The 11,856-nt window shown below is 54.0% G+C and carries 13 protein-coding genes; 8 read left to right on the forward strand and 5 right to left on the reverse strand.

The features are described from left to right. Positions 1-50: 50 nt before the first annotated feature. Entirely contained in the window at positions 51-653 is a 603-nt protein-coding gene (locus tag ACZ47H_RS06405) for a hypothetical protein (protein ID WP_464932861.1), read from the forward strand. Positions 654-752: 99 nt separating this feature from the next. Here the strand turns inward: ACZ47H_RS06405 and ACZ47H_RS06410 are convergent, their stop codons facing one another. After that, on the reverse strand, positions 753-1,991 hold the full coding sequence (locus ACZ47H_RS06410) for a M20 family metallopeptidase (RefSeq protein ID WP_464932862.1): 1,239 nt from the start codon (positions 1,989-1,991) through the stop codon (positions 753-755). Between the two features lie 178 nt (positions 1,992-2,169). After that, positions 2,170-2,556 (reverse strand): adenosylmethionine decarboxylase, encoded by a 387-nt coding sequence (gene speD / locus ACZ47H_RS06415; protein ID WP_464932863.1) that lies wholly within the window; start codon positions 2,554-2,556, stop codon positions 2,170-2,172. Positions 2,557-2,674: 118 nt separating this feature from the next. Here speD and ACZ47H_RS06420 point away from each other — a divergent pair, with 118 nt between their 5' ends. From ACZ47H_RS06420 to ACZ47H_RS06440, 5 genes are read left to right on the forward strand one after another with little or no spacing between them, the layout of a single operon-like run. Continuing rightward, the gene (locus ACZ47H_RS06420; protein ID WP_464932864.1) at positions 2,675-3,559 is read left to right on the forward strand and encodes a lysylphosphatidylglycerol synthase transmembrane domain-containing protein; all 885 of its coding nucleotides are present in this window, start codon (positions 2,675-2,677) and stop codon (positions 3,557-3,559) included. Then, positions 3,546-4,841: a glycosyltransferase family 4 protein gene (locus ACZ47H_RS06425; RefSeq protein ID WP_464932865.1), complete on the forward strand. Its 1,296-nt coding sequence runs from the start codon at positions 3,546-3,548 to the stop codon at positions 4,839-4,841. Before ACZ47H_RS06420 ends, ACZ47H_RS06425 begins: the two co-directional genes overlap by 14 nt. Further along, on the forward strand, positions 4,783-5,496 hold the full coding sequence (locus tag ACZ47H_RS06430) for a polysaccharide deacetylase family protein (protein WP_464932866.1): 714 nt from the start codon (positions 4,783-4,785) through the stop codon (positions 5,494-5,496). Before ACZ47H_RS06425 ends, ACZ47H_RS06430 begins: the two co-directional genes overlap by 59 nt. Positions 5,497-5,547: 51 nt before the next feature. Further along, positions 5,548-6,321: a hypothetical protein gene (locus tag ACZ47H_RS06435; protein ID WP_464932867.1), complete on the forward strand. Its 774-nt coding sequence runs from the start codon at positions 5,548-5,550 to the stop codon at positions 6,319-6,321. Between the two features lie 2 nt (positions 6,322-6,323). Continuing rightward, positions 6,324-6,521 carry a hypothetical protein gene (locus ACZ47H_RS06440; RefSeq protein WP_464932868.1) on the forward strand — a complete coding sequence of 66 codons (198 nt, stop codon included), beginning with the start codon at positions 6,324-6,326 and terminating at the stop codon, positions 6,519-6,521. Here ACZ47H_RS06440 and ACZ47H_RS06445 read toward each other — a convergent pair. Both ACZ47H_RS06445 and ACZ47H_RS06450 read right to left on the reverse strand, forming a co-directional pair. Then, positions 6,518-7,948 (reverse strand): NfeD family protein, encoded by a 1,431-nt coding sequence (locus ACZ47H_RS06445; protein WP_464932869.1) that lies wholly within the window; start codon positions 7,946-7,948, stop codon positions 6,518-6,520. The two genes, ACZ47H_RS06440 and ACZ47H_RS06445, sit on opposite strands and share 4 nt — an antisense overlap. 3 nt (positions 7,949-7,951) lie before the next feature. Next, a complete protein-coding gene (locus ACZ47H_RS06450) occupies positions 7,952-8,755 on the reverse strand; it encodes a slipin family protein (RefSeq protein WP_464933965.1) in 804 nt (267 codons plus the stop codon). A gap of 123 nt (positions 8,756-8,878) precedes the next feature. Here ACZ47H_RS06450 and hjc point away from each other — a divergent pair, with 123 nt between their 5' ends. After that, positions 8,879-9,319, forward strand: coding sequence for a Holliday junction resolvase Hjc (hjc, locus tag ACZ47H_RS06455; RefSeq protein WP_464932870.1), 441 nt, complete (start codon positions 8,879-8,881; stop codon positions 9,317-9,319). Here hjc and ACZ47H_RS06460 read toward each other — a convergent pair. Then, positions 9,316-10,854, reverse strand: a complete 1,539-nt coding sequence (locus ACZ47H_RS06460) for a PINc/VapC family ATPase (protein ID WP_464932871.1) — start codon at positions 10,852-10,854, stop codon at positions 9,316-9,318. The genes hjc and ACZ47H_RS06460 overlap by 4 nt on opposite strands. Positions 10,855-10,975: 121 nt before the next feature. Here ACZ47H_RS06460 and ACZ47H_RS06465 point away from each other — a divergent pair, with 121 nt between their 5' ends. Further along, positions 10,976-11,848 (forward strand): hypothetical protein, encoded by an 873-nt coding sequence (locus tag ACZ47H_RS06465; protein WP_464932872.1) that lies wholly within the window; start codon positions 10,976-10,978, stop codon positions 11,846-11,848. Positions 11,849-11,856: the final 8 nt, after the last annotated feature.

Genomic DNA, 11,856 nt, shown 5'->3' on the forward strand with positions numbered 1-11,856 from the left:
TATTGTGTTTGTGGACGAGCGCCTCTCTGACGGAGGTGTATAGTGTAGGGTTGGGGTTGCGATCGTGGATCAACGACCTGAGAGCCGCTACGAGCATATACAGTGATGTAAAGTCGATCGCGAGGAGAATGTTCATCACCAACTCCGTGGATAGTATAATCGCCTCGCTTGGAGTGAGCGTTGGCGGCTACTCGCCGGGAGTGGAGCCGAGGACTCTGGCAATGAGCATTATAGGGGGAGGGGTTGCGATGGGCTTCATAAGCGCTATGCTCGGAGTATACCTCTCTGAGAGGGCTGAGAGGCTTAGAGAGTACAGGGAGATGGAGAGGAAGATGGCGGCGAGCCTCAGAGGGAGCATTTACTGGAAGGCTGCAAGACTCATACCAATATACGTCGCCCTCTGGAGCGGGTTCGGCGCCGTAGTCTTCCCACTATTAATTGCTCTTCCATTCATCTTATCCAGGATGGGAATACTCTCAAGTTTAACAGCATACTATGGGTCCCTGGGAGTAGGCCTCTTATCAATGGGGATCCTCGGAGTATACCTGGGCAAGGTTAGCGGCGAGAACATTCTCCACTCGGTTGCCAGGACGCTTGCTATGGGCGTGCTAGCGATACTATTAGTATCGCTCCTCAAGGTGGCAGTAGCGTAGCCGATTACATTAGGGAGCAGTTATCCTATCCCAACCCTAATCTTGAAGGGGTGGAAATAGGAAGGGGGATGCCTAAAGGGTTATCTTGTAGAGTAATCTCTACCAGACGCTTTCATCAGCTATCATGTTATAGAATATGGCGACCAGATTCTCTAGCTCGTCAAGCCTGATATACTCGTCGGGGGCATGCGCTACCTCCCCGCTGGGCCCGTATGAGATGGTCTTCACACCTTTAACGGTATAGTATCGCAGATCTAGGCCGCCTGGGCATATAATAGGTTCTCCAACACTCACACCAATCATGGCGGCCGCTCTCTTCAAAGCATCAAGTAGTTCTCCCGGATCGTTCACAGCGGGCTCCATCATCGCCGTGTACTCTACATCATAATCTACTCCGAGCCCATAGCCTACCCACCTGAGCAGTGCTTCCAACTCCCTCTTTACACCTTCAACGGTCTCCTCGGGTATTAGCCTCCTATCAATGGTGAACTGGAACTCTCCGGGAACCTGGTTAGTCTTCCCACCTCCAGGGACTCCTGCCTCCCCACCTATCATTACTGTAGGGTGCATCGACTCCTCTGGTATAGTCTTGTGTCTACTCCTCCTCTCAGAGAGGATAGGTGTGTAGGCGGAGTGGAGTTCTAAGGCGAGCCTGGCTCCTAGGAGGAAGGCGTTTCTCCCCCTCCAAGGGGTGCTGGCGTGGGCATTCACTCCTTTAACCCTAACCCTAGCCCATAACAGGCCCTTATGCCCGTGCCAGGGATGATCCAGCCCGCTTGGCTCAGGTATCACCACGTAGTCTGGGAGATCCAACTTGAGAAGCTCCTCTACGAGGTAGCCGGTCCCGCACTCTCCACCTATCTCCTCGTCGGGAACCCATGCCAGCTCCACAGTGTGGTGGGGGGTCTCTCCTGCCTCGTGGAGGGCGTAGACTGCTCCCATTACTGCGGCTATTCCACCCTTCATATCGATGGCTCCTCTACCGTAGAGTTTCCCCTCCTTGATGACGGGCTTGAAGGGTTCAGTTACAGTCCACCCCTGCCCTCCAGGGACGACATCGTAGTGTCCATTGAAGTGGAGCTTCCTGCCAGTTCTTCCACGGATCCTCCCTAATACTATGTAGCGTGGATTCTCGCCCGCCTGGGGGCAGTTCTTGGACTGGTAGCTTTTCGGGACCTCTATGACTTGAGCCTCATCGGCTGTCCGGGATAGTTCTCGGTGGAGGAGGTCAGCTATCTCTCCATAGTGCTCCCCGCTGGGGGAGACGCTGGGGATCGAGATCATTCTCTTCAATAAGTCCACAGCATACTCGAACCCTTTAACTAGATGCCCATTCAACCAGGGGCCACCCAATTACAGGATCCCATGATGTGTTCAAGGGGCCCTGTCCCCGTATAAACGCATTACAGGATTTACGATGCAGTGGGAAGGATAGTTAAGACTAGTTCGGGTAGAGGCTTGCACGCCTCCATAGCCAAGCCCCCGGGAGGCGCGTGCCTCCCCCCGGGGGCTGTTCCTATTCCAGGCTCCTGTCGAAGTAGCCGGTCTCCACCTTCACAGGCTTCAACTCCTCCACGATATAGTTGAATGCGGCGTAGGGGTCTGTGTGGCTCCCACAGCTATACACGTCTACTGTCGCGAAGTTATACTCTGGCCACGTGTGTATGGTTATGTGGCTCTCAAGGATCACCGCCACAATGCTTACACCCTCACCTATCTTCCACGATTTGACGTCGAGCACGGTCATATTGCCCTTCTCGGCGGCAGTCTTCACTATCTCCTCGAGCCTGCGGGGGTCCCTTAAGGCCTCATTGTTCTGGCAGCCTATGAGGTTTCCGTATACGTGCTTTCCCACTACCTTTGCATCCTCATACCTTGGCAGCTGCACCTCCATATTAATCACCCCCTTATAACCCCCTGCAGTAGATGGGGGGTTATTGTGCGAAATTAAAGTTTGACCCCCCTAGGAGTGCGTGAAGCAGAAAAATTGGGCGTGAAGTGTGGATCACTGGTGCTGGTAGTTGCTGGGCGGGCTATGGAGCGACATGGTATCTTTCAGTGGAGCCGTGGAGGGGCGTGGGCTAGCCCTATACCTCGCCGCCATCGCCGTCTATTTCACGAGCTCCCTCGTATGGGGGGCGAGATGGTATATTATACTGAGGAGGCTCGGGAGCAGGGCGTCATTCAGCAACGTCTACACTGCTATAATGGGAGGTATACTCTTCAATAACATAACGCCCACCCTTAAGATGGGCGGAGAAGGATTCCGGGCTGCCTGGCTCCGCCTCACCGAGGGAGTGCCTACTGAGAGATCCCTCCTATCAATACTCTATGAGAGGATCACGGAGGTCCCCGGTGTAGTAGTTGTTGCATTAATCGCGATCCTATACGGTCTCGGCGGCTACCTCGGTATACCAAACCTTGCTCTCCTCGCCCCCCTCGCATTGTCGACATCCTGGCTCCGCGACAAGCTAGAGGAGGTTAAGGGGAGGCTTCATGGGGATGTCTCCAGCCTTCTAAAAGACACTAGGCTTACCCTCGAGACCACCACGCTGAGCATACTTCTCTGGCTTATGGACATAACCAGGTTCTACCTCATCGCCCATGCTGTGGGGGCGGCATTGTCTTTCGGCGATGCGTCACTACTCTCCATCTCCTATCTTATACTCAGCTTCGGCCCCACACCTGCCGGAGTGGGTTTTGTCGAGGGAGGTATGACAGGGCTCCTAGTCGGGCTAGGAGTCCCCCTGGAGAGGGCGGGCTTAGTAGTTTTGGGGGAGAGGCTAGTCTCTAGTGTATTGTCGAGCCTAGTTGGTTTAATTCTTGTCATGCTTAGGGGAGGTGTTAAATTATTCAAACAGGCGTCGAGGATGGCTGGGGAGGAGGAAGGGATTGGATCCGCTTAGAATAGTGCTGGCTTCAGACTGGTATAGGCCGAGGAAGGGCGGCGTCGAGATAGCGATATACAATATAGCTCGTACCCTTTTAAGGCACGGCCACGACCCGATTATTGTCACCCACCAGAACAGGGAGCTTCCAGACCCGGATCCGCTTGATTTTGATGATGGGGTTCCAGTGGTAAGGTTCAAGGTGCCATTAAAGGGGGATGACTACACTACGAGTAGGAAGGCTGGCTTCCTCCTACACGACTTCCTAAAGCATAACGCTGTAGACATAGTCCATGGCCACTCTATAGTCTCTCCCTTCGCAATGCTAGCCATGCACGTCGCTAAGGGCCTCCTCGGGATCCCGACTGTAGGGACGCACCACAGCCTCATATCAGATGAGGTGAATCCCGTACAAAGGCTTATGGTGATGTATGGTGTTTCCAGGATAGACGTGTTAACAGCTGTCTCAGCGCTTTCAAAGAGGGATTTGGAGTCGATAGTTGGTAGGAGCGTAGAGGTCACGTATAATTGCATCGACCTGCGAGAGTGGCTGGATCACGACTATATTGATCTAGATGGTGATCCTATCCTGTTATTCGTCTCTAGGCTGACTCCGAGGAAGAATCCGATCCTAGCTCTAGAGGTGTTTAGGGAAGCGGTTAGGGAAGCTCCTAAGGCCCGCCTCTATATTATAGGGTGGGGTCCCCTGGAGGAGGAGGTTAAGAGGTACATCTCAATAAATGGTCTCGAGGGGAAAGCAGTATTAGTCGGGCCCCTAGAACGGGAGATGGTTAAGAACTACATGGCCGCAGCGGATATGTTCCTAATGCCGGGGATGAAGGAGGCCTTCTCGCTAGCAACTCTAGAGGCCCAGGCCCACGGACTACCGGTTATAGGCTTCCAGGGGACGGGCCTGGAAGATATCATAGTCGATGGAGAGAACGGGTACCTTGCTACCTCCCGTGAGGAGTTCATTGAGAGAACTGTGAGACTCTCTTATGACGGGATGGAGAGGATGAGGATGTCGAGGAACGCTAGGATAGCCGCCTCCAGGTTCGACTGCGACGTATTATACCACAGATATATTGAGGTCTACAAGATGGCCCTTGAAAACTGTTACAGGGAGAAGAGGCTCCTACTTTATAGGCTGTTCCGCCTCATTAAACTGGACCCCGTAAAGCCTGGTGAATGGTGTGAGGGTAGGAGGGACGAGTACCATCGACTGCCGCCTAAGAGGAGTGGTGTTCCTCACATTCGACGTAGAGCCAGACGCGCCGCCATACCAGTCAAGCAGTTATAGGGGGGTTGAGGAGGGGCTCCCCTGGATCCTCCACTTCCTAGAGGAACTCGACGTCAAGGCAACCTTCTTCGTTACGGGAACGGTTGCAGAGAGGTACCCTGATCTAGTCGAGGAGATAGTTGAAAGAGGCCATGAGCTAGGCAGCCACGGCCTCGACCACTCGAGGCTCGACAAGATGAGTAGAGAGGAGGCGCTAGATAATATTGTCGAGAGCCTCCGCATTCTAAGAAGCTTCTACCCGGTGAGGAGCTTCAGGGCCCCCAACCTTCAACTGCCAGAGGATCTAGTCCCGCGCCTGGCGGAGAACGGGGTAGTAGTCGATTCCAGCATAGCCGCCTATAAACCGGGGCATCCTAAGGCGCCGGTTTGGGTTAATGGAGTCCTAAGGGTTCCAGCCACCGTTACGAGTAGCACTATCAGGCTACCGGCGCGCCTGGCGAGGAGGATGACGCTGCCCGAGTCGAGGAGCTTCCACGTGCTCTTCTATCATCCATGGGAATTCACACGCGTGAAGAGGAGGCCTCTTTATAGGCCAGACGTATGGGCTAGGACGGGAGGCTATGCTAGGAGGATGCTCGAAGAGGTAATTAGGCTTGCCCTCGACCGCGGTCTCCGGTTCGAACTGGTAGGGAACGCTCCTAGACTGTGCGGCTAACAACGTATAATCCCTCCAGAGCATAAGGTGTAGGTCTGAGGGTTGGAGGAGTTGGCGTCTGTGGGTCTCGGCGCTGTTACGGGATTGTACTCTACCTACTCGTTCCAGTCGGCTATACTCATAGATAACAAGGCTGTATATGATAGTGTGAAGAAGAGCCTCGAGTCGGCGTCCTCGGAGAGAGAGGGTTATGCTGGAGCTAGGGCGGTGGTAGGGGGCTACAAGGATATTAGGCTAGCACTAGTCCTAGTACCACCCTACCCCCAGGCGGTAGTTGAAACTGTTACGGAACTCTACCTCCTAGGCGCCAGGAGAATCATATTGATAGGGAGGGGGTATAAGCTCTCGAGGAGGCTGCCACCAGACACTGTGCTCATACCGGTTGCATCGGTGCCCAGGGACTCGTTTTCGAGGAGGATCGCCCCGAAGGGAGCCCCTCTCCTGGCTTCCCAGCAGCTACTGGCAAGGGTTAGGAGCATTGTAGGTTTAAGGTTCCCTGACATAGACTGGCTCCCCGGCCTGACCGTTACAATAGACTCTTTGAGGATGAAGTGGGTGCTCCCTGATGCAGAGGACCTTGTAGGGACCCGGGGAGTGTATGCTGTAGACTCTATGGTGGCTCCACTATATGCTCTCCAATACGAGTATGGGAATCTCGATGCGGTTGCCTTGATCACTGCGTTTAGACAGTATAATAGGGTCCCCTCGCCTATAGAGTCGCCTGCGGAGTCCTATAATAGGCTCCTGGAGAAGGAGGCGAAAGTGCAGAGCGTCCTCTACGCGGCGGCTTTAGAGGCCCTAGCGTCTAGGGGTGAGGAGGGTTAGGAATGGTGGAGGCGGAGAACAGGTCTAGGAGCATGAGGGATATAATAGATGATATACTAGTGAGGTTCGAGATGCTCGAGAGAGAGCTCCACTCCTTCTCGAGAGAGGAGAAGTATAAGGGGAGGATCGCTAGGATAAGGGATTGGGTAGACGATATCCATGACCTACTCATAGAGCTTAAGAGGGCGTCGGGGGACTAGTCTGCCTTTTCAACCACGAGTATCGGCCCTCTCTTCTCAACCACCCTGACCCTCTCTCCAGGCTTTATTACCCCTCTCCTACTAACCGCCTTCCAGTACTCTCCCTCGATTATTATGAAGCCGGGCTTATCCTCGCTTATCTCGTCGACTGCTCTGCCCACCTCTCCGATTATCGTCCATACGATGGGCTTCCTCCTCCTCACCTGGATGATCTTGTATACTATGAATGCGGTGAATACCGCGAATCCAGCGCCAATACCATAGACTGCCTTCAGTATGGAGCTCGCGTATTCCGGGGATATGGCGAAGCCGGAGCTGCCGAGGGGGAGTAGCGCTATTCCTAGCACGATCATCGCTATACCGGTTCCCCCAACGATCCCGAAGCCGGGAGTGTAGAATTCGATGAGGAGTAGCAGTGCTCCTAGCCCTAACAGTATTATGCTCGCCTTGTTGGGGTTGAACCCTGTGCCCACTAGCCCCATTAGTAGGAGTAGTACTCCGATCGCCGCTGAAGCGTAGTGGCCTGAGGCGAGGCCGAATAGTATGATGAGCATCCCCAGTGATACTAGCAGGCCGGAGAGGATCGGGTCTGAGAGGGTGTGTAGTAGGGTGATCCTGGGCCCTGGAGGGATCTCCTCGTATTCCCCGTTTAACACGAGCTTAACAGTCCCCCCGCTTGGGAGACTCACTACTGACCCGTTAAGCTTCCCGATGAGGTCGGGGACGTCTCTAGCGATCAAGTCTATGACGTGGTACCTGAGAGCCTCATCCGCACCGTAATTGTCGTTCTTAAGGATGAATCGTACTAGGGCGGTCGAGTTCCTCCCCCGGGTAGCCCCGTGCTCGCAGAGGACCTTGATTATAGGGTTTATGATCTTCGACTCGTTGACGGGCTCGTAGGCTCCGGTTGTAGGATTGTATTCTACGGGCTGCAGGGATCCTATTATTGTTCCAGGCTGCATAGCGGCCACGTGCGTTGAGACCAGTATTAGTGTACCTGCGCTCTCAGCCCATCTCTTGACTACGAAGCCCACGACCGGGACCCGTGCATTGCTTATATTCGTGACTATGCTGAGGGCGGCGTCAAGGTAGCCGCCAGGAGTGTTCAACCTTATAATAAGGACAGCGTTATCGCTCTCCGCCTTCTCGATCCCAGCCTTGATATAGTCTGCTGTAGCTGCATCTATCACTCCATCCACGTCTATAACGTAGACTTTGGGCCCAACGATCCTGTCATAGCTCGTACCCTGAGGCATGAGGCCATACTTCTTCTCAACGTTCCCACAGTACTTCTGGCCGAGGCTAACCTGGCTCCCAACTGTTGCATTGCCGTCATTTGCAGAAGCTAGCGTTGAGGCAGTCGATAATACAAGTATAGCCGATAAGAGGATGAAGAATAGGGGTCTCCGAGCCCCGACGCCTCTCATCGATCACTCCCTTCTCTTATCCAGCGCCGAGGCTATGCCTGTAAACTCAGCGGCTTGAAGGGTGCTCCCGGTGGAGCTTATCACTATAAGGTTCTTCTCCTTCGCTATCTCCACCATTGTCTGAAGCTCTCTCAGCCTTAGAGCCGCTGGGTGAGCCTCGTAGAATGCGGCTGCTTCAGCCATTATCTGGGCAGCCTGCCTCTCGCCCTCAGCCTCTATAATCCTGGCCCTCCTCCATCTCTCCGCCTCAGCCTGCTTCGCCATGGCCCTCAGCATTGACTCGGGGAGCTTCACCTCCTTTAGGGTGACTGCGGTGACCTTTATCCCCCACGGGTTTGTTAGAACGTCTAGTATCTCTTGGAGCTGCTTGTTTATCTCTTCTCTCTTTGTGAGGAGATCGTCTAGCTCGACCTGGCCTATGACGTCTCTCAGGGTTGTCTGGGCAAGCATTATGACTCCGTAGTTGTAGTTCTCTATCTTAGTAACAGCCTTTACTGGGTCGAACACCTTATAGTATACTACAGCGTCTACCCCGACGGTAACGTTATCCTTTGTTATTGTCCTCTGCTCTGGAACATCTACAGTGACGATTCTTAGATCGACTTTTATGAAGTTATCGACGAAAGGGATTATAAAGAAGAGGCCGGGACCCTTCGCTCCCAACAGTCTACCGAGCCTGAAGATGACGGCCCTCTCATACTCTTTGACAACCTTAATACTCATTGAGAGGAATATCAGTATAATGATTAATATTATTAGAGCCTCTGTTATGGTTGTGCTAAGCCCCGAGGCTCCTCCGGTTTGCATCAGGAATAATAGTTTATCTAACAAAATCCTGCACCCTCATGGTTCCACTTAGTATTCTAGCCTTATTAATAGTTAAGATATAATCGCCGTGCAGATACCCTGTATTTCTGGAGGAATCCAGGCTTGGCAGGGGTCCCCGGTAAGGCGATCGCTTCTAGGCTCGAGAATGAGCTGGCAAACACTCTCTGGTCGATGGGCTACGCCGTAGTCAGGGGGCCTTCTAGCGGCTCTGGTGCGAGGAAGAGGTATCAGCCCGACTTAGTAGCGATAAAGAATGGGGTTGTGCTCGTCATAGAGGTTAAGAAGGCTAGGAGAGGTAAGGTCCTCTACGTGCCGGAGAGGCAGGTTAGAGGGCTTAGAGAGTTTGCTTCTCGGGCGGGGGGCCAGGCGATTATCGCTGCCAAGATCCCTGGCCTAGGGTGGAGGATCCACAAGCTTGACGACCTAGATTATACAAAGGCGGGGAGCGCTAGGATCGAGTCGCCGGAGTCGGGGTTGAAGCTGGAGGTTTTCGATGAGATTCTATTCCCCAAGTCTAGGAGGATTACTGAGTGGACTGGTTAGAAGGGCACTATCCTCAACTCGTAACCTGCCTTCTCAGCGAGCCTCCTCAGCCTCTTAACCCTTCTAGCAGTGAGCTTTGGACTATACCTGGGGACTTTTACTATGATAATGTTGTCCTCAACCTCCACTGTAGCGTCGGGTATGATCTTTAGTATCCTCTTCTCCAACTCCCTCGCACGATTCTTCCCCTTCTCCTTAACTGGGACGATCATGGTCTGCTCTCCGAACGTGTAGATCTCATACTCTAGCTCTCCCGTCAGGAAGTCCTTCACCTCAACCACAGGCCTTGACAGCTCGGCTTCCCGTAGGCCTGTTGGGAGCTTAACAGTCATTGAGAGCTCATAGACCTTGTCAACCCTACCCTCGTTTATGAATATCACTGTGTCTATGATGCTCGGGATCATTCCCAGCTCTACTCGCCTAATGAACCTCTGGATAGCGTCTATAGGCGTCGTGGCGTGTACAACGCCAACCATACCGATTCCCGCCAGCCTCAGGTCAACGTATAATTGGAAGTCTTCGTCGCTGCGGAGCTCGTCGTAGAAGGTGTAGTCTGGCCTGGAGAGTAAGAGTATGTCGTGGAGCTCTCCGAGGTCAGCGTAGTTCTTAGAGTACTGTGTCACCGTAGGCGGGAGCCTCATGTCCCTGGGAGACTCTATAGTCTTTACAACCTTCCCCCTGCTGGCGTAGAACTCTGCTAGGGCCTGGGCGAAAGTAGTCTTACCCATCCCAGGGGCTCCGGCTATGAGTATGCCTTCAGCCCTCTCCATGAGCCTGTTCAAGAGCTTCTCTGGGATATTGTAGTCTTCTAGCCTAAGCTTTACAACGGGTCTCACAGCAGTTATCTCCCAGCCCTCGCTTAGAGGCGGCCTAGTTATCACTATCCTATAGTCGTGGAGCTGGACTATGGTTGATCCGGGTCTATCTATCTCTACGAATCCATCCTCCTGGAGGGAGGCGGCCTCTATAACCTCTCTAGCGATCTCCTCTACTTCCCTCCTAGATAGGGGCTCGGTTGATATCGCAACGAACGCCCACTTTCCAGGCCTCCCGATCTTCGCTAGTGGAGGAGCCCCCTCCTTCAAGTGGACGCTCATAGTCTTATCGGTGAAGAACTCCTCAAGCTTCAACCTGCCCCTTCTAGCCCCAGCCGGAGAGACTACAGGTATACCCATAGCCCTCGCGGCCTCAACCTGCACCTTATCACTCGTTATCAAGGCGGCTCCAGTCTTCCAGGCATAGTCCCTTACAAGCTTCTTAACAAGGTCTAGGCTGAGCTCCCTCGGATACCTTGTCTCATCGTCTACGACAGCAACCTCTACGATCTCGCCTGAGGAGTTTATGAGCCTGGAGAGCTCGCTTAGCCCCGTGAATCCATGGGAGAGGCCCTTTTTAGCCTCAGAGTACAGGTATTCTATTATCGCCTTGTGGACCAGTATCCTTCCAGTTATCCTGCCCTCGCCTATGAGCCGCCTAGCACTCCCATCGACGACTGCGTCGATGTCGACCACATATACTCCTTCCCTGCCGTCCAAACGCGATCCCCGGGGGCGTCGATCCTATACCAGTGTCCCGGGATCATACCCGGGCGGAGTCTGGAGCGTATAAGCTTATCACACCCTCATGTTGACGAGCCCTTAATAGTGGTGGATGCCCTTGTTCGACGTGCTAGTGACTGGATCGGTCCTCTACACGGGCCGCGAGATCATAAGGGACGGCTATGTTTACGTGAAGAACGGGAAGATCATAGATTACGGGCCTAGCCCGGTCCCAGAAGACTATACTTACGTGAATCTAGTGCTAGGCGGTCAGGGCAGGATCATAGTTCCAAGCCTAACCGCTGTAATAGACGCCCCCGCCTACCCGGTGAGGATAAGACGCTTAAGCCTGGGGGAGAGGGCCCGCTTCTACCAGGAGACTCCGCCATCACTAGCAGCTACCCTGTCACTCCCAGCCATATACGAGGCTCACATGGCAGGGGTAGGCCATGTTATAACCGAGTACTCCAGCATAGAGCTCCCAAACACCCTTCGCTCCATGATCGGGGGCGTGTATAGCCTAGCCTACCCCTCCTGCCTCGGCGAGCCTCCAGGAGAGCCCCCGGGAGTGGTACCAGTCTACGGGGAGGACTGTGAAGGGGACGGCATTGTAGAGGTTAGGGGTGACTCGGGCTTTACGGGGGGCGAGAGAGTCCTCGCACTATATCATAGGTTGAGCTATACCAGGCTGGAGGGGGACCCCCTGGAGGAGAGCAACAGGCTGAGGAGGGCGATAGGCCTCGGCCCAGCGGTTATAGAGAGGGATGCTAGGGCGGAGATAGCAGTGTACGACGCCTCTAGGCCTCCGGGGATGTTCCTGGACAGGGCTGGAGAGGAGGCTTTGAGGAGGATATACTCTTCGGGGGCTAGGCTCGAGACCTTGATGGTGGGAGACGCTATCCTCGTGGATCAGGGGGAGCACCTGTATATTGTGGAGAAGCACTTCTCTGAGGCGCGCAGGGCAGGGCTAAGGATCCTGGAGCGTCGCTGATCGAGGGC

This window comes from Thermodiscus maritimus, from assembly GCF_055382595.1.

What these genes read in the sequence shown, in the direction of transcription:
- ACZ47H_RS06440 (WP_464932868.1), top strand. Translation starts at nt 6,324, where the DNA reads ATGGTGGAGGCGGAGAACAGGTCTAGGAGCATGAGGGATATAATAGAT.
- ACZ47H_RS06445 (WP_464932869.1), bottom strand. Translation starts at nt 7,948, where the DNA reads ATGAGAGGCGTCGGGGCTCGGAGACCCCTATTCTTCATCCTCTTATCG.
- ACZ47H_RS06450 (WP_464933965.1), bottom strand. Translation starts at nt 8,755, where the DNA reads ATGCAAACCGGAGGAGCCTCGGGGCTTAGCACAACCATAACAGAGGCT.